Below are 25,185 nucleotides of genomic sequence, written 5' to 3'. Positions count from 1 at the left end.
ACGCGTCTGGCCAGCCGGCATATCGATTTCTCGGCTCGTGAGAAGCGATACGTCGGGACTGCACTCTGCGTTCCACCGGGCGCGGGATGACAAGACTGGCGGATGCCGATGAAATAGCCTGTACTGCCATGGCACCACAAAGCTCAGGCTCCGAATGATCGACCGACCCCTCATCGACCGCACCCCGCCCCGCCAGTGTTCACCGGCGCCGCTGCCATGAGCGGTGCCGTCCCGCACCATGTCCGGCAGTTCACCCCCACCGCCCATGCCGACATCACCCGGCCGCTGCCGGTCGAGGCGGCCGTCGCAATCGAGATCAACGGGCTCGGTTATGCGGTGATGATGGCGACCCCCACCGACCTCGAGGACTTTGCCACGGGATTCCTGCTTGCCGAACGGCTGGTCGATGCCGCCAGCGATATACATGAGGTCAGTACCCAGGAGACTCCGCTCGGCTGGCGGCTGATGGCCCGGATCGACCGTCGTCTGACCGACGCACTCGTCGACCGTGTCCGCGTCCGCCTGTCCGAGGGCAGCTGCGGCCTGTGCGGTCTGGAGACGCTTGAACAGATCGCCCGGCCGCTGCCGCCGATCACCGCCACGCTCGATGTGCCCAGCGCCTCGATCTTCACGGCGCTGGCGTCGCTGCGCCCTCACCAGCCACTCAATGCCACGACCGGCGGTGTCCATGCCGCTGCCTTCTGCGGGCCCGATGGCCGGATCCGCCTGGTGCGCGAGGACGTCGGCCGCCACAATGCGCTCGACAAGCTGATCGGCGCTCTCGCCCGAGCCGGCATCCTGCCATCTACCGGCTTCATCCTGGTCACCGCGCGGTGCAGCTATGAGCTGGTGGAAAAGACCGTCATTGCCGGTTGTCCGCTGCTGGTCAGCATTTCGACCGCGACCACGCTCGCCGCCCGCCGCGCCGCCGCAGCCGGGCTCCGGCTGGTGGCGCTGGCCCGGCCGGACTCGGCGCTGGAAATCGGCGCCGAGGCTGGCGCATGATGCTTGTGCTGGTTCCCCCTGTCACCAAACCGCTCTAGAGTATTGCCATGCAGAACTTCTTCATCTTCGTCTCCTGCGAGCGCGGCCAGACGTACAAGGTCGGCCGACGTATCGTGAAGGAGGTTCCGGGCGTGCTCGAGGTGTCCTCGATCAGCGGCAAATGGGATCTTCTGGTCCGACTTGCCATCGAAGAGCGCAAGGATGTCGGCGAACTGGTCAACGACAGCCTTGCCGCCATCGATGGCATCCGCAAGACGAAGACACTTGTCGCCTATCATGTGTACAACCCGGACGACGTCTATTTCTGAGGACTGGTCCGGGAGGAGGCCGGCTCAGCCCGGCACCACCGCGGTCGCCTCGATCTCGATCATCGCCGCCGCTTCCATCAGCGCGCTGACCTCGACAACGGCCATCGCCGGAAACAGCTTGCCGAACGCCGCGCGATAGGCGGCGCCGATGGCCGGCGCCTCGTCGAGATAGGCCTGGCGGCTGGTGACATACCAGGTCATCCGCACGACATGTGCGGGCTCAGCCCCAGCTTCGGCGAGGATAGCAACGATATTGGCGAAGGCCTGGGCCGCCTGGGCCGTCAGGCCCTCCGGAAAGGCCGACTGCGCGTCCCAGCCGACGACGCCGGCGGTAAAGACCAGCCGGCCCTCCGGGGCGATGGTCGCCGCAACGCCATTGGCATAGCCCTTCGGGCGCGGCCAGCCGGCGGGCTGGAGGATCTGATGGGTCATTCAGCAGCGTTCCGGAAAGCGAGCGTGGCATCGGTATGATGCCGCTTGGGCTTGGCCTTTTTGGCGAGTTCGGCCTGTTTGTCACGGGTCTTTTCGCTCTCCCGATAGAGCTGCGAAGCGCCCGGGAAATAGGGCGCCGGCACCGCAATCGCCCGTGTGCCATACCAGGCGGCGGCGTGCAGGCTGAAGTTCGGGTTGGTCAGGTGCGGCCGGCCGACGGCGACCAGATCGGCACGGCGGCAGGCGATGATGGTGTTGACCTGCCCGGCCTCGGTGATGGCGCCGACGCACATCGTCTTCAGCCCGAGCACGTTCTTGACCGCCTCAGCGAAAGGCACCTGGTACATGCGGCCATAGACCGGCGATTGGTTGGGCACGGTCTGGCCTGTCGAGACGTCGATCAGATCGCAGCCGGCCTCGCCGAACGCCTTGGCGATCGCGAAGCAATCGGCCTCGGACAGGCCGCCGTCCGCCCAGTCCGATGCCGAAATGCGCACCGACATCGGCCGCTCTTCGGGCCAGACCGCCCGCATCGCCGTGAACACCGCCAGCGGAAAGCGCAGCCGGTTCTCGATCGAGCCACCATAGGAATCAGTGCGCCGATTGGTCAGCGGCGACAGGAAGCTGGCCAGCAGATAGCCGTGCGCGCAGTGCAACTCGAGCAGGTCGACACCGGCGCGGGCCGCGCGCTTGGCACCCTGGACGAAATCGCCGGTGATTGTCGCCATGCCGGCCTCGTCGAGCGCGATCGGCACCTGGCTGGTGCCTTCGAACCACGGGATTGGCGAGGCCGAATAGAGCGGCCAGTTGCTGTGTGCATCGGCGATCGGATAATCCATCTTCTCCCAGCCGAGCTGGGTCGAGCCCTTGCGCCCGGCATGGCCGAGCTGCATGGCGATCTTCGCGCCGCCATTGTCGTGGCTGAAATCGACGAGCTTCTTCAGCGCCGCTTCATGCTCGTCGCTCCACAGCCCGGGGCAGCCGAGCGTGATCCGCGCATCGGGGGTCGGGCAGGTCATCTCGATATATACCAGCCCGGCGCCGCCGAGCGCCCGGGCGCCATAATGCATCATGTGCCAGTCGCCGAGCACGCCGTCTTCGGCCTTGTACTGCGCCATCGGCGAAACGACGACGCGGTTCGGCAGGGTCAGTCCGCGCAGCGTCAGCGGCGTGAACATCGGCGTTGGGCGTGTTTTGCGGCAGTCATGGCCGGTCTCGGCGAGCAGCGTCTCGTAGAATTCGTCGTCAACGGCCTTCACGAACTCGGCATCGCGCAGCAGCAGATTGTCATAGGTGATCGACTTGGCGCGGCTCATCACGACATTGGCAAACTGCATCTTCGGCATGTCCCAGCTGCGCGCGACATGCTCGAACCAGGCAAGGCTGACCTTGGCATTGTGCTGGATGATCTCGACCGGCGTGCGCCGCGCCGCTTCATAGGCGGCGAAGGCGGCCGGCACGTCATGCTCATTGGCCAGCAGCGCATCGGCGAGCGCGATCGCGCATTCCATCGCCAGCTTGGTGCCCGATCCGATCGAATAATGGGCGGTCGCCTTGGCATCGCCGAGCAGCACGATCCGGCCATGCGACCAGGCCTTGCACTCGATATGCGGGAAGTTGCGCCACAGCGAGCGGTTGGTGATCAGCCCATGGCCTTCGAGCTCGGCCGCGAACACGCCTTCCAGATAACGCGCCGCCTCGTCTTCGCCCATCTCGGCGAAGCCGTGGGCCGCCCAGCATTCAGGGTCGGTCTCGAACACCCAGGTCGAGCGGCCCGCCTCATATTGATAGGTGTGTGCGGTAATGATGCCATGCGCGGTGTTCTGGAAGAAATAGGTGAAGTCGGTCAGCGGTCGGGTCGAGCCCATCCAGGTGAATTTGTTGTTCATCAGCGTGAGTTCGGGCTGGAAATGCTCCGCGAACTGCGTGCGAATGCGGCTGTTGATGCCGTCCGAGGCCAGGATCACATCGGCATCGGGGAACCGGGAGTCGAGATCCGCCGGATCGATGACCTCGCCGAAGCTGATCGGCACGCCGAGCTGGCGGCAGCGCGCGATCAGCACTTCGAGCAACGCAAGGCGCGAACAACCGGCGAAGCCATTGCCGCCGCAGCGCACCGCCTCGCCGTCGCGAACGATACGGATATCGTCCCAATAGGCGAAGCGGTCACGGATCATCGCATAGGATTCAGGGTCGCGGCTGAGGAATTCGTCGAGCGTCTCGTCGGAGAAGACGACGCCGAAGCCGAAGGTATCGCCTTCGCGGTTCTGTTCATGGACGCTTATCTGCCAGTCCGGCCGCGCCTTCTTGGTCAGGATCGCCGTATACAGCCCGCCGGGGCCGCCACCAATGACTTCGATCTTCATGTCCGGGCTCCTTTTGCCAAAGCCAGATGCTCGCGGGCGATGACCACCCGCTGCACCTCGGATGCACCCTCATAGATCCGCAGCGCCCGCACCTCGCGGAACAACGTCTCGACGATATGACCATGGACCACGCCCAGCCCGCCATGCATCTGCATCGCCTTGTCGATCACGCTCTGGGCGCTGTCGGTGGCGTGGAGCTTGGCCATCGCCGCCTCGCGGGTATTGCGCAGGCCCTGCACATCGCGCGTCCAGGCGGCGCGGTAGATCAGCAGCGCCGCCATGTCGATATCGAGCGCCATGTCGGCCAGCTGCGCCTGCACCACGGCATTCTCCGCCAGTGCCTTGCCCTGAAGCTGTCGCCCCAGCACCCGCTGCGTGGCCTCGTCCAGCGCACGCCGGGCAAAACCCAGCGCCGCGGCGCCGACCGTGGTGCGAAACACATCGAGCGTCGCCATCGCCTGCATGAAGCCGCGCCCGGCCTCGCCGACCAGCGCATCGCCTGGCAGCCGCATTGCGTTGAAGCGCAGCGTCGCCAGCGGGTGCGGCGCGCTGACTCTGATCCGCTCAACAATCTCCAGCCCGGGCGTATCGGCCGGCACCAGGAACGCCGAGATCCCGCGCGCGCCGGGCGCCTCGCCGGTGCGGGCGAACAGCACATATTGCGAGGCGATGCCGCCGTTCGAGATATAGGTCTTGGCGCCGTCGATCACCCAGTCGTCGCCGTCCCGAACCGCCTGGGTGGTCATGCCGGCAACGTCCGAGCCGCTGTCGAGCTCGGTCAGCGCGAACGCGCCCATCCGGCTGCCCTCGGCAATGCCCGGCAGGATCGCCGCCTTTTGCGCGGGGCTGCCGAACAGCGAGACCGTGCCCGATCCCAGCCCCTGCATGGCGAAGACAAAATCGGCCAGCCCCGAATGGCGCGCCAGCGTCTCGCGGATCAGGCACAGCGACCGCACGTCGAGCGTCTCGAACACGCCGCCAAATTGCGCCGGCACGGCATAGCGCAGCCAACCGCCCTCGCCGAGCCGGCTCAGCAGCGCCAGGCATTGTGCATCGATATCGCTGTCGTCATGGCCGGGCGACGCCAGTTCCTGAACGCACCAGTCCTCCAATCGCTCGGCCAGCGCCCGGTGACTGTCATCGAGGAACGGCCAGTCGAGGAAGCTGCGGTCAGCCATTCAATTGCCTTCGAACAGCGGCTGGCGCTTGTCGGCAAAGGCCTCGAACGCGCGCACAAAATCCTGCGTCTTCATGCAGATCGCCTGGGCCTGCGCCTCCATCTCGATCGCCACGTCGAGGCTGACCGACCATTCGATATTGAGCTGGGTCTTGGTGATGCCATGGGCGAAATTCGGTCCGACGGCGAGACTTGCCGCCAACGCCCGCGCCTCATCGAGCAGCGCCTCTTCGGCCACCAGCCGGTTATGGAACCCCCAGCGCTCGCCTTCCTCGGCGGTCATCACCCGGCCGGTGAACAGCAGATCGCTCGCCCGGCCCTGGCCGATGATGCGGGGCAGGATCGCGCACGCCCCCATGTCGCAGCCGGCCAGTCCGACACGCGTGAACAGGAAGGCGGTCTTGGTCCGCGGCGTCGCCAGCCGCAGGTCGGACGCCATGGCCATGATCGCCCCGGCGCCGACGCACACGCCGTCCAGCGCCGCCACGATCGGCTGCGGGCAGCCGCGCATCGCCTTTACGAGATCGCCCGTCATCCTGGTGAAATCGAGCAGCTCGGGCATGGTCATCTTCGTCAGTGGCCCGATGATCTCGAAGACGTCGCCGCCGCTCGAGAAATTTCCGCCGGCGCCGGTCAGCACCACGGCCTTGACCTTGGGCCAGTAGACAAGGCTACGAAACAGGTCCCGCAGTTCAGCATAGCTTTCGAAGGTAAGCGGGTTCTTGCGCTCAGGCCGGTTGAGGGTGATCGTCGCTACCCCGGCATCGAAATCCCAGCCGAAATGCTGCGCAGCATAAGTAGCGGCAGTCATGCGTCGTCCCCGCCGACAGCCGCCGCGATCGAGCTTTTCAGTCGACCGAGCTGACCCATCAGCGCCAGCCGTTCCGCGTCCGAAAGACCGGAAAACATGTCCGCCACCCAGTCATGATGCGCCGTCGCCATCGCCTTGAAACGCGTGCGGCCCTCGTCGGTGATGGTAACGATCGCCGTGCGGCGGTCCCCCGGCGCGCTTGCCATCGTCACATCGCCGTCGCGGACCAGCGTCTGCACCAGCCCGGTGATATTGCCATTGGAAACCAGCAGCGCCCGACCCAGCGCGCTCATGCTCAGCCCGGCCTCGGCACGGTCGAGTGCCGCTAGAATGTCGAAGCGCGGCAAGGTGGTCTGGAACTGCTCGGCCAGCCCGCGCTTGATGTGCTTCTCGATCACCATGGTGCAGGAAAGCAGCCGCAGCCAGAGCCTGACCGCATCGCGCTGCATCTCGTCGTCGGCATCGCCGAGCACGCCATCATGTTTCTCGCGCAGCAGCGCCACAACCTGTCCGCTCACATCACCTCCCCGCCGGCCACCGCGATGGCCTGGCCGTTGATCGATCCGCTGCCGGGCGCGCACAGCCACGCCACCGCATCGGCAACTTCTTCCGGCATCACCAGCCGCCCCTGCGGATTGAACGCCGCCAATTCCTCGCGCGCCTCGGCCTCGCTGCGACCGGTCCGCGTCTGGATCTTGGCCACCGCTTCGATGACGATTTCCGTTTCGGTAAAGCCGGGGCAGACGGCATTGACCGTCACCCGCGTCCGCGCCAGTTCCAGCGCCAGCGCCCGCACCAGCCCGATGGCGCCATGTTTGGCCGCGCAATAGGCGGAGGTATAGGCATAGCCCTTCAGCCCGGCGGTGCTGGCGACCACCACCAGCCGCCCCGCAGCGGCCGCCCGCAAATCGGCCAACGCGGCGCTGGCGCAATGGCTGAGTCCATCGAGATTGACCGCCATGATCTGCCGCCAGACATCGAACGACTGGGTTTCGAACCGGGCACTGACAACGGCGCCGGCGTTGCAGACCAGAACCGAAATCGGGCCATGCGCCGCTCGCGCGTGCCGGAAGGCGGTGGCCACACTTTCAGCATCGGTGACGTCGCCGGTGACCCATTGCGCCCCCGGCAGCGTCGCCGCGACTTCAGCCAGCGGCCCCTCCCGCCGACCCATCAATGTCACCCGATGTCCGCTGGCGGCCAGCCCCTGCGCGATTGCCGCGCCAATTCCCGTCCCGCCGCCGGTGATCAGCGCATGCGGTCCGGCCGGCAAGGAAGTGGAAGAGGCACCGGTTGTCATAAATTCGTGCGCAAACGCCCCGTATCAAGAAACTGGCATACGCAATATTTCATAGTTGAAGAATTGCCTGTCGCCAAGGGCCCTTCCGCCGCAGCCAGCCCTACCAGGCCCGTCCACCCACCCAGTCCCCGGCCACCGCGCTGAACGCCCGCACCTCGATCACTGCCCAGACGCCAGCCTTGAAATAAGGGTCCTGCGCGATGAACGCACGGGCATCGGCCTCGTCTTCCGCGTGCACCACGAGCAACGATCCGCTCACCGCGCCGGTCGCATTGCGTAGCGGCCCCGCCACCGCCAAGCGTGCCATATTGGCCTCCACATGGGCCAGATGTGCAGCCATATACTTGGCCCTGATCGGCCCGCTGCCCGGTGCGTCCTGTCCCATTACGGCAAACAATGTCGTCATGATCATCTCTCCCACCGGTTGGCATCGTGTCTGGAACGGTCTAGCTTCGCCCAAAATCATGGGGAGGCAAGCTTGCACCGCACGCTGATGCTGATCATCCTGATGCTGGCGCCCGCCCGCGCCGACGCCGCCGCCCGCATCGCCGAATCGGGCCGCTACATCTGCACGGACGGCAATGACCTCCGCTTCGATCGGCGTGGCTATGGCCCGGTGCTGATCCTCGATGGCCGCGAGCACCGTCTGGCCCAGCGCTGGGTCTGGAGCGGCTTCCGCTTCACGGCGCCCGGCCTCGCCGTCCGCGGCCGGGGCCGTGAAGGCGAGAAGACGGTCACCCTGTCCCGCTCCAACCGGCCCGACCTGCTGTGCAATGCCGTGCCGGCCGGCACCAGCCCGGGCGTCGTCACCGGCAGCGTCACTGGCGCCGTTACCATCCCCCAAGGCGCGCGGCTGACAATTACGCTGGCCCGGCCCGGCAGCACGACACCCATCGCCAGCACCATTATCCGGCCAGGCCGCACGCTGCCGTTGTCCTGGTGGCTGGCCTATCCGACCAATGCCTCGGGCGCGGTACTCAGCGCCACGCTGCGCAACGCCCAGGGCCTGCTGCTCGCCCGCAGCGCCGCCACCCCGTTACCAACCGCCCCGCCTCGGCGCCATGCAGCGGCAACACTGGTCTTGCAATAGTCCCGCCTAAAGCAGCCAGCGCGCCGTCCAATAGGTCCCCCCGGCCGCCAGCCACGCTGCGGCGAACAAATAGCTGAACATGAAGATCGGCCATTTCCACCCCCCCGTCTCGCGCTTGGTCACGGCCAGCGTCGACAGGCACTGCGGCGCGAACACGAACCAGGCGAGAAAGGCCAGCGCCGTCGGCAGTTCCCAACGGCTGCGCAGCGTCTCCACCAGCGAACCGGTGTGTTCCTCATCCACACCCTGCAACGAATAGACGGTGCCGAGCGCGCTCACCGCGACCTCGCGCGCCGCCATGCCCGGCACCAGCGCCAGCACGATCTCCCGGTTGAAGCCAATGGGCCGGAAGATCGGCTCCAGCGCCTCGCCGATCCGCCCAGCATAGCTATAGTCGAGCGCCGGCCGGTCCCAGTCCGCCGGCGGCTTGGGGTAGCTGGCCAGCAGCCACAGCGCCATCGTCGACAACAGGATGATGGTACCGGCACGGACAAGAAAGGCGGCCGCCCGCTGGTACAGGCCGATGGCCATATCGCGCATCGCTGGCCACTGGTATTTCGGCATTTCCATCAGGAACGCCGGGCTGCTGCCCTTGGTCACGGTCCGGCGCAGCACGGCCGCCGCGACCAGCGCCCCGACGACGCCGGCCACATAAAGCCCCGTAAGCACGACGCCCTGCAGGTTGAATATCCCCCCAACGGCCCGGTCCGGAATAAAGGCGGCGATGATCACCGCATAGACCGGCAGCCGCGCCGAGCAGGTCATCAGCGGCGCGATCAGGATCGTGGTCAGCCGATCGCGCGGCGAATCGATGGTACGCGCCGCCATGATCCCGGGGATGGCACACGCAAAGCTGGACAGCAGCGGGATAAACGCCCGGCCATTCAGCCCCACGCGCGCCATCAGCAGGTCCATGATGAACGCGGCGCGCACCATATAGCCCGACTGTTCGAGCAGCAGGATGAAGAAAAACAGGATCAATATCTGCGGCAGGAAGACAATCACCGCACCGACGCCGGCCAGCACGCCATCAACAATCAGCGACCGTAGCCAGCCCGGTGCCAGCGCGGCCTGCGCCGCCTCCTGCGCCGCGGCGATCAGCGCTTCGATGCCGGCCGTCGGCAGCGCCGCCCAGGCGAACACGGCCTGGAAGATCAGGAACAGCAGCGTCGCCAGCAGCAGCGGACCGGCCACCGGATGCAGCGCCAGGGCATCGAGCCGGTCCGACCAGCGCTTGGGTGAGCCGATGGTTCGCGTCGCCGCACTGGCCATCGCCCGCGCCTCGCGCTGGAGCGGTGCCAGGCTGGCCTGCACATCAGGCAGAGCCGCCGCGGCTACTGGCTCGGCCAGCCGTCCGCCAACGGCGTCGACCAGCGCCGCCAGCCCGCGCTTGCGCACCGCCACCGTAGGCACCACCGGCAAGCCGAGCAGCCCTTCCAGCCGCGCCACATCGATCTCGATCCCATCGCGCTCGGCAAGGTCGAACATGTTCAGCGCCACCACCATCGGCAGCCCAAGCGCCTTCAGCTCGAGCACGAAGCGCAGATGGTTGCGCAAATTGGTCGCGTCTATCACGGCGATGATCGCATTGATCGGCCGTTCTCCCTTCAGCCGCCCCAGGATCGCATCGCGCGTCACCGCCTCGTCGGGGCTGCGCGGTGCCAGGCTGTAGGTGCCGGGCAGGTCGATCAGTTCGGCCATCCGGCCATCGGCAAGCGCGAGCCGTCCGGACTTGCGCTCCACGGTGACACCGGGATAATTGCCGACCTTCTGGCGCGATCCAGTCAACGCGTTGAAAAGGCTTGTTTTTCCGGCATTAGGATTGCCTACCAGGGCAATGACGGGCGACACCGGGGCCGCGGTCAAGACAAGGGCTCCACTTCGATCAGCACCGCCATGGAGCGCCGCAACGCCACCACCATATTGCCCACCCGCACAGCCAGCGGATCGCCGCCAAACGGCGCACGGTGCAGGACCACGACGTCCACCCCCTCATCGAACCCGAGTTCCATCAGCCGACGTGCGGTATCGGGATCAAGCCCCTGACGGTCGATCGCCGAGATCAGCGCGTGCTGGCCCGGCTCCATCCGATCGATAACAAGGGGTTCGGCCATTGCCGCCGCGTCCGTTCAGCCAAGAGATTGCGAGGCGTTATCATGTGCGCCCTGCCAGCGCCAGTGGCGAATTCAGGAGACCGGGTAGCGCAGCCGCCCGAGGAAGCGGGCGGGGTCGGGCAGCCAGTCGACCATGCCGCGCGCCTGGGCCTTGGCCTTTTCGATTCCGATCACGCCATCGATCCGCCGTTCAATGAAGGCGCGAGTGTCGGCCATGTCCTCGCTGTCGTCATCGAGCCAATAGAGCAGCACCGCCGAATAGACCGACGCCAGGATTGCCCGCTTGGAATAATGGTTGAAGTCGGTGGACGTGTCACCGGCGGCCCGCCACATCGTATCGGCCGTCCGCCACAATGTCCGCAGTCCCATCGCCGCGTTGGCCGGCAGCGCCATCAACGCCAGTGCCCGACGCACCGCTTCCTTGTCGTGGCGGGCATTCTCAAGCCGCACGGTCAGCGCCATCCGGATCCGCTCGCGCACCTTCATCGCCGAAACATTGGCTTCGGCCATGGCCGCCGTCATCCGCGCATCGGCCAGCGCCGTATAGGCATCGCACATCGACGTCGCATCCGGCAGCGCCATGGCGGCAATGTCGGGGTCGCTGCCGAGGTCGCCGGCCGCCGCATCGCGCGCTGCAGCCGTCCAGCCCTCGAACGGCACATGCACGAGCATCGCCGAGATCAGGCGGGGCCGCAGGTCCGCCAGGGGCACATCATTGTCATTGTCCATCCCTGATGTTTACCGCCGAACAGCCGCCATCTCCAGCCGCAAAGTCGTCGCGGCTCAGCCAAGCGGGTGACGCTGCTGGACCGAGAAGAAGCGCAGGATCTCGGCCGAGGCGTCTGGCCCGGCGGCACTGGTGTGGCTACCGGCGGGGTTGCCGCCTGCCCAGCTGTGCTCGACACCGGCCAGCATGAGCCGCGCCGCGCGGACGTGGCCTTCGCTGTCGGTTCCGACGGTCAACCGCCCCCAACGAGACGCCGGCGTCTCGACCGTCAGACGATCGCCGGCGCGGCTGAGTGCATCGACAAACAACGCATCCCCGTTGCCTGGCGCCACGACGGAATCGGCGTCGCCGTGAATGACCATCATCGGCACGAATCTTCCGGCCGACCGAGCGCTTGCCGGTGCCCGCTGCATCGCTGCCAGCGCGCCGGCCATGGTGCCCGCCGCGCCCGCAGCCAGCCCGGAATGCACGGCGACACCCCGCACTTGATCGGGCGCGACATCGGCCAGCACGGCCGCCATCGCCCCGCCCGCCGACATGCCGGCGACGAAAAAGCCGCTTGTATCGAGCGCATTTTCGGCAGTGATCTGACGGGCCAGGGCCAGCAGCAACGCCGGCTCCCCCGCCTCGGCGCGGTGATGCGCCGCCTCGAACCACCGCCAGCAGCGCCGCGGATTGGCGCGCGTCGATTGCTCGGGCCAGAGCACGGCCATGCCGGCGGGGGTGGCGCGCGCGTTCATCCGCGTGCCCAGCGCAAAATCGTCCGCGGTCTGGGTGCAGCCATGAAGCATGACCAGCAGCGGCGCGCCGCTTGGCAGATCCGCCGGCCGGTGCAGCCGGTATCCGATCTCGCCATCCCGCGACCGAAAACTGTGGAGCCGGTCCGTGCGCGTCGCCGGCTCGGCTACCAAGTCGATGATATCGGTCGCGTCCGCGCGATTGGGGGCATACCCGCCCCCGGGCGCTTGCCCGCCCTCCCCCTGGAGCAGGCGCGTCGCGTCCATAGGCCGCCCGGCCCGGACAAGGGCCAGCGCTTCGGCCATGCGGGGATCGATCTTCATCATCTTATCCTGTCATCAACGCGCGAAGCGAGGCACGCACGGCCGGGGTTGCATCGATCGCGCCGAGCACCTCGACATGGGCAATGGCTGCGGTGATCAGCGAAGGGTCGACATCGGCCGCCACCGATAACAGCCCCAGCACCTTGAAGTTCAATCGCCGCCGCTCGGCGACCGCGGTCTCCAGCATCGTCCGGTCGATGCGCAACAGTCCGGTATGGAACTGCTGGCGGCTGACCGCCTCGGCGAGCAACGGATCATGGCGCGCCAGCTGGTTGCGGATCGCGGTGCGGATGAAGTCCGAACGATTGCCATAAAAACCTTCGCGGACCAGCAGATCGACATGACCGAGATCGACGAAGCCGAGGTTGATAGTGATCTTCTCGCTGTCAGGCCGATTGCTCATTTGCCATCCATATACCATCCACATGGATGGTCAACAGACACTTGTTGACCAAATATCGTTCTGCCGCACAATCGCGACGAAGGTTGCGGGACAAATGCGCCGTTGCGGCGTTGTCCGACCGCAATCGATGGAGAATGCTGATGGCCGCACGCCCCTATTGGAAAGGCCAGATCCGCCTGGCGCTGGTCTCCATCCCGGTCGAGATCTATTCGGCCACCAAAAGCGGTGCGACAATCGCCTTCAACCAGATCCACGAGCCCTCGGGCAAGCGCATCAAATATGAAAAGACCGTCCCCGGCATCGGCCCGATCGACGTCGAGGACATCGTCAAAGGCTTCGAATATGCCAAGGGCGAATATGTCATCCTCGACGACAAGGAGATCGAGGGCGTCAAACTGGAGAGCAAGAAGACGCTCGAACTGACCCAGTTCGTCGACAGCCACGACATCGACCCGATCTATTTCGAAAAACCATTCTACGTCATCCCTGCCGACGACCTTGCCGAAGAGGCGTTCATCGTGCTGCGCGAGGCGCTGCGCCGCAGCCGCAAGATCGGCCTCGGCCAACTGGCGATGCGCGGCCGCGAGCATGTCGTCAGCATCAAGCCCTGCGGCAAGGGCCTGGTGATGGAGACACTGCGGTATGCCGACGAGATCAACAAGGCCGCCAGCTATTTCCGCGAGATCGGCACCGGCGATCCTGATTCGGAGCTGCTCGACCTCGCCACCACGCTGATCGACAAGAAGACCGGCACATTCGACGCCAGCGACTATCATGACCGTTACGTCGATGCCCTGAAGGACATTATCGAGCGCAAGAAGAAAGGCAAGACGATCAGCATCGACAGCGATGAGCCTGACAGCGATCCGCGCGGCAGCAATGTCGTCGACCTGATGGCCGCGCTGAAGAAATCGATCGGTAGCGGCAGCAAGCCAGCGGCAAAAAGGCCGGCCGCCAAGCCAGCGGCCAAGGCCCCGGCCCGCAACGCCAAATGACCAATGCCAGCGACCCGGCGCTGCGCGAGATGGCGGAGCATCGCGGGCTGAAGCTGGTCAAGTCCCGCCGCCGCAAGCCCGGCACCGGCGATTTTGGCAAGTACGGCCTCACCGATATGGCCGGGAAGCCTCTGCTCGGCATCGACGGCGACAGCCTCACCGCCAGCGCGTCCGACATCGAGACCTACCTTCGCTCCAGCGCCCAGAGCAGCTGGCAACAGTCCGCCGAGGCGCCGGCACCCCGACCGCTTCCCAGGAAGCAGCGCAGGACCACCCGCGAACCAGATAAGGCTCCGTCAGCCCGCCCTTCGCCGCGCAAGGTGTCACCCATAGAAAAGCCCAAGCCGCCGCCGGCGCCCACGCCCCAACCGGCGTCAGCACCGAAGCGGGAGCCGGTCTTGGCTCTGCGCGCCGCCCGTGCCGGCGATGCCGACGCCCTGGCCATGCTGTTCAGCCAGCTCGACAGCCTGACCATCGATGCTGGCACCATCCGCGACAACCTCAAGCCACTGTCCGGCCGCGCCGCCGGGCTGATCGTCGCCGAACAGGGCGCACTCATCGGCTGCTGCGCCTGGGCAATGATCTCAACGCCCCATCGCGGCCCGGTCGGCCGGATCACCATGCTCGTCGTTGACAAGAAGCACCGCCGGCGCAGCATCGCCACCCGCCTGCTCGCCGCCGCCGAGCAGGCGTTGGCCCGCAAGGGCTGCACGCTCGTCGAGGCGATGAGCGACATCGAGGTCAGCCACATGCATGGCTTCTTCCGCAGCCTGAAGTTCGACCAGACCAGCTACCGCTTCGCCCGCGCCGTGCATCAGGACGATGGCGCGGGAACAAGCCCGCCCGCTGACGATTGAACCGAGGATCGGAACAGGCAGATGGCGCCGCGCACCCCAAAATCCAAGGCAGCGACCGACACGCTCGAGAAATACCGGGCGATGCGGGATTTTTCACGGACCAGCGAACCCTCTGGGGCCAGCGGGAAGACGAAAGGTGACGGCTTCGTCGTCCAGAAACACGCCGCTACCCGCCTCCATTATGATTTCCGGCTGGAACTCGACGGCGTCCTGCTCAGCTGGGCCGTCACTCGCGGCCCCAGCGCCAACCCCGACGACAAAAGGCTCGCAGTGCGCACCGAGGACCATCCGCTCGACTATGCGGGGTTCGAGGGCAGCATCCCCAAGGGCCAATATGGCGGCGGCACCGTGATGCTCTGGGACCGGGGCCGCTGGGAGTCGATCCCCGGCAAGGACCCACGCAAGACGCTGGCCGACGGCCATCTCCACTTCATCCTCTACGGCGAGCGGATGAAGGGCGAATGGATCCTCGTGCGCCTCAAGCCCCGGCCGGGCGAGAAGCGCGAGAACTGGCTGCTGCGCAAGGTCGCCGACGCCCATGCCGGCGGCTCGGACGATCTCGTCACTATGCACCTGACCGGCATCGACAGCGGCCGCACGATGGACGAGATCGCCGCCGGAAAGGCCCGGCCGAAACAGCGCAGCCAAAAAAAACACGCCGACACGAGGCCGCCGTCGTTCCAGCCCGTCCAGCTCGCCTCACTTGTAGACCATGTCCCGCCCGGCGAACGCTGGGTGCACGAGCTGAAGTATGACGGATATCGCACGCTGCTCGCCATCGGCAGCGGCGAGGGCCGGGCCTATACAAGGTCGGGGCTCGACTGGTCCGACCGGTTCAGCGGTCTGATCAGCGAAGCGCTGACATTAAACGCCCGCAGCGCGCTAATTGACGGCGAGGCGGTGGTGCTGATGCCGGACGGACGCACCAGCTTCCAGGCACTGCAGGCGGCGCTGAAGGACGATCCCGGCCGCATCGACTATTTTGCCTTCGACCTGCTCGAACTCGATGGCGAGGACCTAACCCGGCTGCCGCTCGTCGAACGCAAGCAGAAGCTGCAAGCGTTGCTCGCCAACGTCAGCACCCGCCTGCGCTATTCTGACCACATCGCCGGCCAGGGCGAGAGACTTTTCGAAAGCTTCTGCGACGCCGGCCTCGAAGGTGTCATCTCGAAGCGCGCAGACTCCCCCTATACCGGCGCCCGCAGCAGCGCCTGGGTGAAGACCAAATGCACCCGCCGGCAGGAGTTCATCGTCATCGGCTGGCTGCCGTCCGACAAGCAGCGCGGCTTCAAGTCATTGCTGCTCGGCGTCAACGACAAGGGCGGGCTGCGCTATGCCGGCAAGGTCGGCACCGGTTTCACCGGCGACGAAATCGAACGCCTGCTTGGCCTGATGACCCCGCTCCTGCAAAAGGCGGCCCCTGTCGACGCTCCCGCCGCCGCCGTGCGCGGCGCCCGCTGGATTAAGCCCAAGCTCGTCGCCGAAATCGCTTTTATGGAAGTTACCGGGGACGGCGTGCTCCGCCATTCGAGCTACCTCGGCCTGCGCGAGGACAAGAAGCCCGAGGCGGTCGTCCGCGAGACCGAGGCCCCGGTGGCCAGCATCGAAACGAGCGGCGTCAAGATCAGCAACCGCGACCGCGTCATCTTCCCTGAAAGCAAGCGCACAAAGGGCCAGCTCGCCGACTATTATGAAGCCGTCGCCCCGATCATGCTGCCCTGGGCCGGCAACCGGCCGATCAGCCTTGTCCGCTGCCCGCAGGGGCGCGACAAGAAATGTTTCTTCCAGAAGCACGATGCCGGCAGCTTCGGCGAGCATGTCAAACAGGTGGCGATCCGCGAGAAGGACGGCGGCGAAGAGGCCTACCTGTTCATCGACAGCGCCGCCGGCCTGCTCAGCTGCGTGCAGATGGGCACGATCGAATTCCACGGCTGGGGGTCGCGGATCGAGGATATCGAGAAGCCCGACCGGCTGGTTTTCGATCTCGATCCCGACGAGGGACTGGATTTCGCAGCCGTCGTCTCCGCCGCCTTCCAGGTCCGCGACGTGCTGGCGAAGATGGGCCTCGTCACCTTCCCGCTCGTCACCGGGGGCAAGGGCGTCCATGTCATCGCGCCGCTGACCCCGGCGGTCGAATGGCCCGAGGTCAAGGATTTCGCCCATCGCCTCGCCACCGCCCTCGCCCAATCCGAGCCCGATCGCTTCACCGCGGCACTGGCCAAGGCCAAGCGCCAGGGCCGGATCTTCATCGACTATCTGCGCAACCAGCGCGGCGCCACGGCGGTGATGCCCTATAGCGCCCGCGCCCGCGAGAATGCGCCGATCGCCGCGCCGCTGACCTGGGAAGAGCTGCGCAAACTCGAAGCACCGGCCGGGTGGCACATCAACGATGCCGCCGAGATGCTCGCCCGCGCCGCCTCGAAGGACCTGCGCCACTGGGGCCGGGCCGACCAGAGTCTGCCCGATCTCTAGCGGCTGGCTTTCAGCGTCGCATCGGGATCGATGAACGCCCAGGCCAGCCCGCCGGCCAGGCATACGCCGGCGGTGAACAGGAACGACACTGACCATCCCAATGACTCGGCAAGCACCGGCGTCAGCAGCGCGACCGCCGCGCCGCCGATCTGGCTGCCCATGTTCATCACCCCCGACACCGCGCCCGCCGAGCTGCGGCCGATGTCGGCGCTCAACGTCCAAAAGGCGCTCTGGGCAAGGTAAAGCGAGCCCGACCCCAGCGCCAGCACCGCCGCCACCACCCGAACATCCTCGACCTGGGTGGCGGCGGCAATGAACAGCGCTGCCAGTACCATGCCGACCCCTGCCACGCCGCTGCGGCCGACCCTGCCGCCATGGCGCACCGTCAGCCGGTCGGCAATCCAGCCGCCCACCGGCGACGCCACCGCCATGGCGATGAACGGCAGGGTGCCATAAATGCCGCTCGATTTCAGGTCGAGGCCGCGCACCGTCGAGAGATAGGTGAAGAACCAGGTGAAGAAGATATAGGCAGCGTAGCCGAAGCAGAAATAGCTGAAGATCAACAGCTGCACGGTCCGGTTGCCGGTGATCGCGCCCCAGCTGGCACGCGCCGGCTCGCCGGCCCGGCGCTCGGGCATCCCTGCCTCGATATAGGCGCGCTCGGCATTGCTGGCCCAGGGATGGCGGGCCGGCGTTTCGCGCGCCATCAGCAGCCACAGGAGCAGCGCCACCAGGCCGATCGCCGCCGTCGCCCAGAATGCCGCCCGCCAGTCATGGGTCAGCATGATGGTAGTGATAAGCGGCGGCGCCACCCCGGCGCCGACCCCGACGCCGGCGAAGATCAGGCCATTGGCCAGCCCGCGCTCAGACGATGGCATCCAGTTTGCAACCATCCGGTTGCTGGCGGGAAAAATCACCGCCTCGCCGACGCCAAGCGCAAAACGCACCACCAGCAATGTCATGAACGCCAGCCCAAATCCGGCGGGTATCGAGGCCGTCACCGCCGTCAGCACGCTCCAGATGATAACGCCGGCGGCGATGATGCGATAGGCGCCGAACCGGTCCGCCAGCCGTCCGGCAATCGGCTGCGTCGCTGCATAGCCGAATGAAAAGGCACTAAACACCACGCCGAGCTGGACGTTGGAAAGCCCCAGCTCCTCCTTCAGCAGCGGCGCGGCGATGGCGATATTGCTGCGATCGAGATAGGCAACCGCGGCGACCATGAAGGTCAGCGCAATCATCACCCATCGCGTATGGCCACCCGGCGTGCCCACCGCGATGCCGGGCGCCTCGGTCGCCACTCAGGCCTGCACTTCGCCGATAACCTCGGGGTCCATTCCCCAGCCGGGCAGTTCGAGCGGCCGCGTATAAATGCCCTCGGGCCCGCGCGTGATCGCATATTGCTCCTCGAACATCTGATAGACCTCCCGCGGCCCCCCTGGCGCCGGCAGGAATAGCTCGGCCCAGGGTGCATTGACCGTGGCGATCGAATAATGCGTCGAACCATTAAGGCCACCGCCATGCGGGATGACGGGAATGTCATACGCCGCAGCGAGCGCGCCGATCTTGCGCATCTCGGTCAACCCGCCACACCAGTTGAGGTCTGGCTGCCAGATCTGGGCGCCATTTGTGCGCAGCAGCTCACGGAAGCCATAGCGGCCATATTCATGCTCGCCAGTCACGATGCGGGTCGACTTGATCGCCTCGTTCAGCCGGCCGAAGCCCTCATAGTCATGCGGCTGCAGCACCTCCTCCATCCAGTAGACGCGGTAGGGCTCGAGCATCTCGGCCATCTCGATCGTATAGCGCTCGGTCCACGCCATCCAGCAATCGAGCATGATCTCGCCGTCCGGGCCGAGCGCCTTGCGGGCGCGCTCGACCAGCTTGACGTTCTCGCGCATGCCCTCGCGGCCACTGGCCGGTCCATGCGGGATCGCCAGCTTGAGCTTGGTGTAGCCGAACTCGACATGCTGCTCGATATCGTTGCCGGTGCAATAGGCCGGCACCCGGTCCTTGGTCTCGCCGCCGAGCAGCCGGTAAATCGGCACCCCCAGCGCCTTGCCGACAATGTCCCACAGCGCATTGTCGAATCCGCTGATGGCATTCATGGTCACGCCCATGCGGCCGTAAGACATGGTTGACCGCCAGTTGATGTCCCAGTTGCGCTCGATGTCGAACGGATCGCGGCCCATCATCAGCTTCTTCAGATGGCCCATGACGATCTTGCCGCCGCCCGCCCCGCCCCGGCCATAGCCGGTGATGCCCTTGTCGGTGGTCACCTCCACCGTGAAGCCGGGGACATTGTCGGCGAAGAACAGGCTGCGGGTCGCCTTGTACTCCGGGTAGATCGACATTGGGTTGGCGACTTCGACGGTATCGGTGGACCAGCTGCCCTTGGCCGGCGTGTATTTGGGATAGGGTCGCTTCGGCCGCGTCTCGACGAGCCTGATCCCGGTGATCTTGAGCCGGGATTTCTCCTGCGCAAAGGCCAGCTCGGGGAGGGCAATGCCCAGCGCGGCCAGGCCGGCTGCGCTGGTAATCAACTCGCGACGATTCATGCTACCCTCCCCGGTCTGTCAGAAGTTGAACCGAACCCCGGCACTGAACATGCGGCCGATCTGATCATAGAGCGTCCGGTTGCCGAAGCTGCTGCCCGCAATCAGGAAGGACGGCGTCTGCGGCGGGTCCTTGTCGAACAGATTGTTGACCGTGACAAAAGCCTTGAAGCGCTCGTTGGCGTCAATATCGAAGTTGAGGGTGATGTCGGTATAGACCACCGCCTTCTGATAGTTGATGTCGATCGCCGATGCATTGAAGCTCTTGTCGAAATTGCCGGGGCCGATGTACCGCCCCTGCAAAAACACGCCGTAGCGGCCGAAATCGAGATTGGCAGACACCACCCCCTGCCACTTGGGCGTGCTGTTGCCGATATCGCCCGCCAGCTCCAGCGGCAGCCCGCCGGGGATCTGGTTCTGCAGCGTGATCACATAGTTGAAAATGCCGCGCAGATTCAGATCGGCGCCGCCGATGCTGGTCTGATAATTGGCTTCGAAGTCGATGCCCTTGGTGCTGCGAAGATCGACGTTGAAGAACGGCAGTTCGATACGCGCCAGTTCGCCATCAGCGCCCCGCTGCAGGAAGCGGCAAAGCTCGGTGGCGCCCTGGAAGCAGAGGTCGACGGTCCGCTGCGCCGTCAGGGCCGAAATCGCATCCTCGATATCGATCTTGTACCAGTCCGCCGAGAAGGTGAACCCAGGGATGAACGACGGCTGCAAGACAACGCCGACAACCGTGGTATTGGCGATTTCCGGCGTCAGGTCCAGGTTGCCGATGTTGCCGGTCAGGGCGTTGCGCGAGGCATTATTGCGGAACGGATCGGTGACAGTCGCCGTGCCCTGGCTCGACCCACGATACAGCTCGGCCAGGTTGGGCGCCCGGATATCGCGGGAACGCGTGGCGCGGAACCGGATATCCCGGATCGGCGCATAAACACCGCCCACCTTCCAGGTCGTCACACCACCGCTGTTGCTGTAGTCGGTGTAGCGGATGGCGCCATTGAACGACAGTGTCTCGGCCAACGCCTCCCCTTCGAACAGCGGCACGTTCACCTCGCCGAATGCCTCCTTCACGGTGACGTCGCCCTGAGCCGGCTGCGGGTTAGAGCGTTCGAAGCCGCCCAGCGTGTTGCGCAGTCCTGGTGGGAAGCCCTGGATGCCGGCGCCAGTACGGATGCTCGACGAGATCGGATCGGTGATCTGGACGAAGCTCTCCTTGCGCCAGCCGACGCCCGCCGCCACCTTCAGCGGACCGCCGGGCAGCTCAAAGAGCCCGCCCTGCACGCTCGCTTCGAAGACATCCTGCTTGACGGTCACGTCCTGCACGGCAGTGCCGGTGACATAGCGAAGCGCCGCGTCCGAAGGCGCGCCATTGCCGAAGATGTTCATCGGTACGCAGCCATCGGTCGGCACGAGCAGCGTCGAGCGACAGATGATGGTGCCGGCAGGAACGCCGGCGGCGTTGCCGGCCTGCGCCACCACCGCATCGGCAGCCCGATAGAGATTGTTGGAGATCGGATTGTCGCTGGTCGCGAAAACCGAACGGTTCTGGCCGTGCTGGAAATAGGCGTTATAGGTCCAGTCGCTGCTGCCGATCTTGCCGTCGAAACCGAAGACGAAGCGCTTGGTGTCGCTGCGACCGTCCAGCGTCGGCGTCGCCATGTCAGGGCTGACACGACCCAGGGTGAACTGGGTGATGCCGCCGTTGATCATTGCCTGTCGGGTCGCCGCCGGAAGATAGGCATTGTCCTGGAAGATCGGGAAAGCGGTGTTGCCGAGTTGGAACGTCGGCAAGCTCGCATAATGGACATCGTTGCGGGCCAGATTGGCCTCGGCATAGATCTTGAAATTGCTGCTGACCTCATATTCGACATGGAGGAAGCCGACGATACGGGTCTGTGCCGGCTGCAGCACGAGCAGCAGGTTGGGGTTGTACGCGTTGGGGTCCGAGCTGCCGGCCATCTGGGTGGCCGTGCGCGATGTGCCATATTGGAATGCCCGCGGCGTGCTGATGCCATTGGCGAAATCAAAGGTGGTGCCGGCCAGCGCCGTATTGGTGATGAGGCCGCCGAGCGAAGCATTGGCGGCGAGCGGATTGACGACCACAAGCCGCGTCGGATTGGTCGGCGAGGCGGGATTGGTGGCGGTCACATTGGGATTGGTGATGATGCCGCGGCCGCCGGCTGTCCAGTCGCGCTGCCGGGCTTCGCCGATGCCGGCGCTGTCATAATATTCGAAGCTGCCGATGACGTTTAGCCGGTTCTCGAGGAAGGACTTGCCGGCCGCCAGCGTGACCTTGAAATATTCATTGTCACCCTGGCCCGAGACGCCGCCGGACGCATCGCCCTTGAAGCCTTCGAACTTGGTGTTGAGCCGGAAGTTGACGACACCGCCGACCGCATCCGAACCATAGGCGGCCGAAGCGCCGCCCGTGACGACCTCGACCTGGCTGATCAGCGCTTCTGGCAACAGAGCGACGTCAACAGCGCCCGAGGAGGAGGCCGGGACGAAACGGCGGCTGTCGAGCAGCACAAGCGTCCGCGAGGTGCCGAGACCACGCAGGTTGAGATTGGCCGCGCCGTTGCTCCCGGTGGTGCCGGTGCTCTGGTTGGCGACGCTCACTGAGCCCGCAAACACCGGCAGCTGCAGCAGGCCTTCGGTCACGGTACGCGGGGCGGCAAGCTGCAACTGCTCGACCGTCGCCACCGTCACCGGCGTCGGCGCCTTGGTGCTGTCGACGACGACGCGGGACCCGGTAACGACCATTTCCTGGTCGCTGGCGGCCTGGTCGGCTGCGGCCGTCGCCGTGGCGGCGGGCGCTGTCTGCGCCCAGGCCGGCACGGCCAGACAGGTCAGTGCGGTGGAAGCCGAGAGAGTCAGAAAACGGGACGCGCGCCCCCGGAACTGCGCGCGTTGCATGGACGGCATGGCGATCATGTCATTCTCCCCAAAGCATGCATCTCGGGCTCTTCGGCCTCTCGATGCTGATGAACGCACGTCTTGTTTACACCCCGATCAAGCCGGATTTCCGTCCGGCAAGGCACTTATCCCTATATTTGGGACAGCGTCTTATCATATAGGACACCACGCATTTCATTGGCTGTCAAGCGGTCCTGAGACAACGTTCAATAGGTCGTGCGACCACCCGATGTGTCGAAGGTCGCGGCGGTCGAAAAGCTGCATTCCGCACTCGCCAGCCAGCAAACGAGAGCCGCACTTTCCTCAACTTCGCCGAGCCGGCCCATCGGGATTCGCGAGCGCATATAGTCGATCTGGCTGGCCGGCAGTTGCTCGAGAATCGGGCTTTCGAACGTCGCCGGCGTGATGCAGTTGACCAGCACGCCGGTCAGCGCGAGCTCCTTGCCGAGTGACTTGGTGAAGCCGATCACGCCGGCCTTGGATGCCGAATAGGCGGACGCGTTGGGATTGCCCTCTTTGCCTGCCACCGACGCCACGTTGATGATCCGGCCATAACCATTGGCCACCATCAGCGGCACCACCTCGCGGCAGCAATAGAAGACGCCGTTCAGATTGATATCGATAACACTGCGCCACTCATCGACAGGGAACTGCACGACCGGCACACTGGGGCCGGTAATCCCGGCGCTGTTGACGAGGATATCGACCCGACCGAGCACTGTTTGGCTTGCCCGCGCCGCCTCGGCGACCGCGTCATGATCGGCGACATCGAGCGCCACCACATGGCTAGCGCCGACCTCGGCCATCGCCTCGTCGAGCATCGCTGCATTGCGGTCCCAGAGCACCACTTGGCCGCCCTCGGCGATGATCCGCTGCGCCGTCGCCCGGCCGAGGCCCGAGGCGCCGCCGGTGATGATGGCCGTGCGCCCGGCAAAGCGCAACGATCGGTCGGGAAACGCAGTCATGATCGGGCCCCTTGCCTGGCTGGTCTGTAAGCGAGCACGCGCTGGCGATGCTCGCCGAGCTTCTCGATCCCGAGGCGCATGGTATCCCCGGGCTTCAGATAGGTGGGCGGGTTCATTCCCAGCCCGACGCCCGGCGGCGTGCCCGTGGTGATGATATCGCCGGGCATCAGCGTCATGAACTGGCTGACATAGCTGACGATTTCGGCCACGCTGAAGATCATCGTCCGGGTGTTGCCGGTCTGCCGGCGCTGGCCGTTGACATCCAGCCACATGTCCAGCGCCTGCGGATCTCCGACTTCGTCGGCGGTCACCAGCCACGGCCCGATAGGGCCGAAAGTATCGCAGCCCTTGCCCTTGTCCCAAGTGCCACCCCGTTCCATCTGGTAGGCGCGCTCGCTGACGTCGTTGACCGTGCAATAGCCGGCGACATGGTCGAGCGCGGCAGTCAGCGAAACATGGCTCGCCCGTGTCCCGATGACGACGCCCAGTTCGACTTCCCAGTCGCTTTTTGTCGATCCCGGCGGCAGCATGACATCATCGTCCGGCCCCTGGATGCAGCTCGTCGCCTTCATGAAGATCACCGGCTCCTCGGGCACGGGCAGGTTCGATTCAGCGGCATGGTCCGAATAGTTGAGCCCGATGGCGATGAACTTCGGTATGTTCGCCACCGGTGGCCCCAGCCGTACATTGCCAGGTACTACCGGCAGCCGCTCTGGATCGACCGCCCGCAACCGGGCCAGACTCGCCGGCGCCAGCGCCGACGGGCTGATATCGTCGACCAGCGCCGACAGATCGCGGATCAGGCCATTGGCATCGAGAAGGCCCGGCAGCTCGGCGCCGGGCGCGCCATGACGCAGCAGCTTCATCGCCAGCCCGCGACGCGGTATCTGGTCAGTGTCATCAGTTGCGCCTCCCCAAATTTTTCCTGTTGATTCGGTTGTTTTTGTCCCGATATATGAGATAGGTGTTTATATTATGGATAATCTGAAATCAAGCCCGCCTGGCAATGCTTCGGCAAAGCCAGCGCCAAAGAAAATTCCTGCTGAAAAATCAACGGCTGCGGGAAGCCAGACCCTGTTGCGCGGGCTCGACCTGCTCGAGGCCGTGGTCGAGCGGCCGGCGTCACTCTCCGACCTGTCGAAGCGCCTCAACATCAACCGCAGCACCATCCACCGGCTGGCCTCGGCACTGGTCGACCGCGGCTACATGAAGCTCGTCAGCGGCGAGGGCTATATGCTCGGCGCCCGGCTGCTCGAGCTCGGCCACGCCGCACGCCAGCAGATCAGCCTGCCGCGCGTCGCCCGCCCCTATCTGGAGCGGCTCTGCGAAGCCACCAACGACGCCGTCCATCTCGGCGTGCTCTACAATGACAAGGCACTGTACCTCGACAAATTATCCGGAGGGCGCCGAATCGAGATCGGCTCGCGCGTCGGCGAGCGCCACCCTCTGTCCTCGACCGGGCTCGGCAAGTCGCTGCTGCTCGACCGCAGCGAGGCCGAATGGCACGAAATCTTCCAGAAGGAGCACGGCCCCTGCGCCGAAGACAGCCCGCGCTTCGCCGGCTGGCGCGCCAAGATGCGCGGCTATGCGGCGAACGGCTATTCGTTCGATCTCGAGGAGAATGAAGA

The 25,185-nt window shown here is 65.7% G+C and carries 24 protein-coding genes; 7 read left to right on the top strand and 17 right to left on the bottom strand.

The window, feature by feature from the left end; all coding sequences use genetic code 11:
* Positions 1 to 216: 216 nt before the first annotated feature.
* Positions 217 to 1,005 (top strand): formate dehydrogenase accessory sulfurtransferase FdhD, encoded by a 789-nt coding sequence (gene fdhD / locus ACTIFJ_RS00870; protein ID WP_439532184.1) that lies wholly within the window; start codon positions 217 to 219, stop codon positions 1,003 to 1,005.
* 47 nt (positions 1,006 to 1,052) lie between these two features.
* Complete coding sequence (locus ACTIFJ_RS00865; protein WP_439532183.1) at positions 1,053 to 1,313, top strand: Lrp/AsnC family transcriptional regulator; 261 nt, start codon at positions 1,053 to 1,055, stop codon at positions 1,311 to 1,313.
* Positions 1,314 to 1,337: 24 nt separating this feature from the next.
* Here the strand turns inward: ACTIFJ_RS00865 and ACTIFJ_RS00860 are convergent, their stop codons facing one another.
* The 7 genes from ACTIFJ_RS00860 to ACTIFJ_RS00830 form a co-directional block, all read right to left on the bottom strand.
* On the bottom strand, positions 1,338 to 1,745 hold the full coding sequence (locus ACTIFJ_RS00860; protein ID WP_439532182.1) for a RidA family protein: 408 nt from the start codon (positions 1,743 to 1,745) through the stop codon (positions 1,338 to 1,340).
* Complete coding sequence (locus ACTIFJ_RS00855) at positions 1,742 to 4,111, bottom strand: FAD-dependent monooxygenase (protein WP_439532181.1); 2,370 nt, start codon at positions 4,109 to 4,111, stop codon at positions 1,742 to 1,744. Before ACTIFJ_RS00855 ends, ACTIFJ_RS00860 begins: the two co-directional genes overlap by 4 nt.
* Positions 4,108 to 5,289 (bottom strand): acyl-CoA dehydrogenase family protein, encoded by a 1,182-nt coding sequence (locus ACTIFJ_RS00850; RefSeq protein ID WP_439532180.1) that lies wholly within the window; start codon positions 5,287 to 5,289, stop codon positions 4,108 to 4,110. Before ACTIFJ_RS00850 ends, ACTIFJ_RS00855 begins: the two co-directional genes overlap by 4 nt.
* A complete protein-coding gene (locus ACTIFJ_RS00845; protein ID WP_439532179.1) occupies positions 5,290 to 6,099 on the bottom strand; it encodes an enoyl-CoA hydratase family protein in 810 nt (269 codons plus the stop codon).
* Positions 6,096 to 6,617: a MarR family winged helix-turn-helix transcriptional regulator gene (locus tag ACTIFJ_RS00840; RefSeq protein WP_439532178.1), complete on the bottom strand. Its 522-nt coding sequence runs from the start codon at positions 6,615 to 6,617 to the stop codon at positions 6,096 to 6,098. Before ACTIFJ_RS00840 ends, ACTIFJ_RS00845 begins: the two co-directional genes overlap by 4 nt.
* Positions 6,614 to 7,399, bottom strand: coding sequence for an SDR family NAD(P)-dependent oxidoreductase (locus ACTIFJ_RS00835; protein ID WP_439532177.1), 786 nt, complete (start codon positions 7,397 to 7,399; stop codon positions 6,614 to 6,616). The genes ACTIFJ_RS00840 and ACTIFJ_RS00835 overlap by 4 nt, the downstream gene beginning before the upstream one ends.
* 100 nt (positions 7,400 to 7,499) lie before the next feature.
* Positions 7,500 to 7,784: a YciI family protein gene (locus ACTIFJ_RS00830; RefSeq protein WP_439532219.1), complete on the bottom strand. Its 285-nt coding sequence runs from the start codon at positions 7,782 to 7,784 to the stop codon at positions 7,500 to 7,502.
* 93 nt (positions 7,785 to 7,877) lie between these two features.
* Between ACTIFJ_RS00830 and ACTIFJ_RS00825 the strand changes: the two genes are divergently transcribed.
* Positions 7,878 to 8,489: a hypothetical protein gene (locus tag ACTIFJ_RS00825; protein ID WP_439532176.1), complete on the top strand. Its 612-nt coding sequence runs from the start codon at positions 7,878 to 7,880 to the stop codon at positions 8,487 to 8,489.
* A gap of 6 nt (positions 8,490 to 8,495) precedes the next feature.
* Here the strand turns inward: ACTIFJ_RS00825 and feoB are convergent, their stop codons facing one another.
* The 5 genes from feoB to ACTIFJ_RS00800 form a co-directional block, all read right to left on the bottom strand.
* A complete protein-coding gene (gene feoB, locus ACTIFJ_RS00820; RefSeq protein ID WP_439532218.1) occupies positions 8,496 to 10,340 on the bottom strand; it encodes a ferrous iron transporter B in 1,845 nt (614 codons plus the stop codon).
* 11 nt (positions 10,341 to 10,351) lie between these two features.
* Positions 10,352 to 10,603, bottom strand: coding sequence for a FeoA family protein (locus tag ACTIFJ_RS00815; protein ID WP_439532175.1), 252 nt, complete (start codon positions 10,601 to 10,603; stop codon positions 10,352 to 10,354).
* 72 nt (positions 10,604 to 10,675) lie between these two features.
* Positions 10,676 to 11,332 carry a COQ9 family protein gene (locus tag ACTIFJ_RS00810; RefSeq protein ID WP_439532174.1) on the bottom strand — a complete coding sequence of 219 codons (657 nt, stop codon included), beginning with the start codon at positions 11,330 to 11,332 and terminating at the stop codon, positions 10,676 to 10,678.
* 54 nt (positions 11,333 to 11,386) lie between these two features.
* Positions 11,387 to 12,391, bottom strand: a complete 1,005-nt coding sequence (locus ACTIFJ_RS00805) for an extracellular catalytic domain type 1 short-chain-length polyhydroxyalkanoate depolymerase (protein ID WP_439532173.1) — start codon at positions 12,389 to 12,391, stop codon at positions 11,387 to 11,389.
* A gap of 4 nt (positions 12,392 to 12,395) precedes the next feature.
* Complete coding sequence (locus ACTIFJ_RS00800; protein ID WP_439532172.1) at positions 12,396 to 12,794, bottom strand: hypothetical protein; 399 nt, start codon at positions 12,792 to 12,794, stop codon at positions 12,396 to 12,398.
* Between the two features lie 140 nt (positions 12,795 to 12,934).
* Here ACTIFJ_RS00800 and ACTIFJ_RS00795 point away from each other — a divergent pair, with 140 nt between their 5' ends.
* The 3 genes from ACTIFJ_RS00795 to ligD are packed head-to-tail and all read left to right on the top strand — an operon-like array spanning position 12,935 to position 17,118.
* The gene (locus ACTIFJ_RS00795) at positions 12,935 to 13,789 is read left to right on the top strand and encodes a Ku protein (protein WP_439532171.1); all 855 of its coding nucleotides are present in this window, start codon (positions 12,935 to 12,937) and stop codon (positions 13,787 to 13,789) included.
* The gene (locus tag ACTIFJ_RS00790; protein WP_439532170.1) at positions 13,786 to 14,646 is read left to right on the top strand and encodes a GNAT family N-acetyltransferase; all 861 of its coding nucleotides are present in this window, start codon (positions 13,786 to 13,788) and stop codon (positions 14,644 to 14,646) included. The genes ACTIFJ_RS00795 and ACTIFJ_RS00790 overlap by 4 nt, the downstream gene beginning before the upstream one ends.
* Positions 14,647 to 14,667: 21 nt before the next feature.
* On the top strand, positions 14,668 to 17,118 hold the full coding sequence (ligD, locus tag ACTIFJ_RS00785) for a DNA ligase D (protein WP_439532169.1): 2,451 nt from the start codon (positions 14,668 to 14,670) through the stop codon (positions 17,116 to 17,118).
* Here the strand turns inward: ligD and ACTIFJ_RS00780 are convergent.
* From ACTIFJ_RS00780 to ACTIFJ_RS00760, 5 genes are all read right to left on the bottom strand, one after another.
* Positions 17,115 to 18,419 (bottom strand): MFS transporter, encoded by a 1,305-nt coding sequence (locus ACTIFJ_RS00780; protein ID WP_439532168.1) that lies wholly within the window; start codon positions 18,417 to 18,419, stop codon positions 17,115 to 17,117. The two genes, ligD and ACTIFJ_RS00780, sit on opposite strands and share 4 nt — an antisense overlap.
* On the bottom strand, positions 18,420 to 19,676 hold the full coding sequence (locus ACTIFJ_RS00775; protein ID WP_439532167.1) for an enolase C-terminal domain-like protein: 1,257 nt from the start codon (positions 19,674 to 19,676) through the stop codon (positions 18,420 to 18,422).
* 18 nt (positions 19,677 to 19,694) lie between these two features.
* Positions 19,695 to 22,610 (bottom strand): TonB-dependent receptor domain-containing protein, encoded by a 2,916-nt coding sequence (locus tag ACTIFJ_RS00770; protein WP_439532166.1) that lies wholly within the window; start codon positions 22,608 to 22,610, stop codon positions 19,695 to 19,697.
* Between the two features lie 188 nt (positions 22,611 to 22,798).
* Positions 22,799 to 23,557, bottom strand: coding sequence for an SDR family NAD(P)-dependent oxidoreductase (locus ACTIFJ_RS00765; RefSeq protein ID WP_439532165.1), 759 nt, complete (start codon positions 23,555 to 23,557; stop codon positions 22,799 to 22,801).
* Positions 23,554 to 24,423 (bottom strand): fumarylacetoacetate hydrolase family protein, encoded by an 870-nt coding sequence (locus tag ACTIFJ_RS00760; protein ID WP_439532164.1) that lies wholly within the window; start codon positions 24,421 to 24,423, stop codon positions 23,554 to 23,556. Before ACTIFJ_RS00760 ends, ACTIFJ_RS00765 begins: the two co-directional genes overlap by 4 nt.
* Before the next feature lie 211 nt (positions 24,424 to 24,634).
* Here ACTIFJ_RS00760 and ACTIFJ_RS00755 point away from each other — a divergent pair.
* Positions 24,635 to 25,185 (top strand): IclR family transcriptional regulator (locus ACTIFJ_RS00755; protein WP_439532163.1); only part of this gene is annotated, 551 nt, incomplete at its 3' end.

This window comes from Polymorphobacter sp. (assembly GCF_051860865.1).
Classification (GTDB): domain Bacteria; phylum Pseudomonadota; class Alphaproteobacteria; order Sphingomonadales; family Sphingomonadaceae; genus Sandarakinorhabdus.
Note: the sequence above shows the minus strand (reverse complement) of the source record. Positions and strands in the feature narration are given on the sequence as shown.

Coding starts and splice junctions, on each gene's coding strand:
- fdhD (WP_439532184.1), top strand. CDS start 217: ATGAGCGGTGCCGTCCCGCACCATGTCCGGCAGTTCACCCCCACCGCC.
- ACTIFJ_RS00865 (WP_439532183.1), top strand. CDS start 1,053: ATGCAGAACTTCTTCATCTTCGTCTCCTGCGAGCGCGGCCAGACGTAC.
- ACTIFJ_RS00860 (WP_439532182.1), bottom strand. CDS start 1,745: ATGACCCATCAGATCCTCCAGCCCGCCGGCTGGCCGCGCCCGAAGGGC.
- ACTIFJ_RS00855 (WP_439532181.1), bottom strand. CDS start 4,111: ATGAAGATCGAAGTCATTGGTGGCGGCCCCGGCGGGCTGTATACGGCG.
- ACTIFJ_RS00850 (WP_439532180.1), bottom strand. CDS start 5,289: ATGGCTGACCGCAGCTTCCTCGACTGGCCGTTCCTCGATGACAGTCAC.
- ACTIFJ_RS00845 (WP_439532179.1), bottom strand. CDS start 6,099: ATGACTGCCGCTACTTATGCTGCGCAGCATTTCGGCTGGGATTTCGAT.
- ACTIFJ_RS00835 (WP_439532177.1), bottom strand. CDS start 7,399: ATGACAACCGGTGCCTCTTCCACTTCCTTGCCGGCCGGACCGCATGCG.
- ACTIFJ_RS00830 (WP_439532219.1), bottom strand. CDS start 7,784: ATGGGACAGGACGCACCGGGCAGCGGGCCGATCAGGGCCAAGTATATG.
- ACTIFJ_RS00815 (WP_439532175.1), bottom strand. CDS start 10,603: ATGGCCGAACCCCTTGTTATCGATCGGATGGAGCCGGGCCAGCACGCG.
- ACTIFJ_RS00810 (WP_439532174.1), bottom strand. CDS start 11,332: ATGGACAATGACAATGATGTGCCCCTGGCGGACCTGCGGCCCCGCCTG.
- ACTIFJ_RS00805 (WP_439532173.1), bottom strand. CDS start 12,391: ATGAAGATCGATCCCCGCATGGCCGAAGCGCTGGCCCTTGTCCGGGCC.
- ACTIFJ_RS00800 (WP_439532172.1), bottom strand. CDS start 12,794: ATGAGCAATCGGCCTGACAGCGAGAAGATCACTATCAACCTCGGCTTC.
- ACTIFJ_RS00795 (WP_439532171.1), top strand. CDS start 12,935: ATGGCCGCACGCCCCTATTGGAAAGGCCAGATCCGCCTGGCGCTGGTC.
- ACTIFJ_RS00790 (WP_439532170.1), top strand. CDS start 13,786: ATGACCAATGCCAGCGACCCGGCGCTGCGCGAGATGGCGGAGCATCGC.
- ligD (WP_439532169.1), top strand. CDS start 14,668: ATGGCGCCGCGCACCCCAAAATCCAAGGCAGCGACCGACACGCTCGAG.
- ACTIFJ_RS00775 (WP_439532167.1), bottom strand. CDS start 19,676: ATGAATCGTCGCGAGTTGATTACCAGCGCAGCCGGCCTGGCCGCGCTG.
- ACTIFJ_RS00770 (WP_439532166.1), bottom strand. CDS start 22,610: ATGATCGCCATGCCGTCCATGCAACGCGCGCAGTTCCGGGGGCGCGCG.
- ACTIFJ_RS00765 (WP_439532165.1), bottom strand. CDS start 23,557: ATGACTGCGTTTCCCGACCGATCGTTGCGCTTTGCCGGGCGCACGGCC.
- ACTIFJ_RS00760 (WP_439532164.1), bottom strand. CDS start 24,423: ATGAAGCTGCTGCGTCATGGCGCGCCCGGCGCCGAGCTGCCGGGCCTT.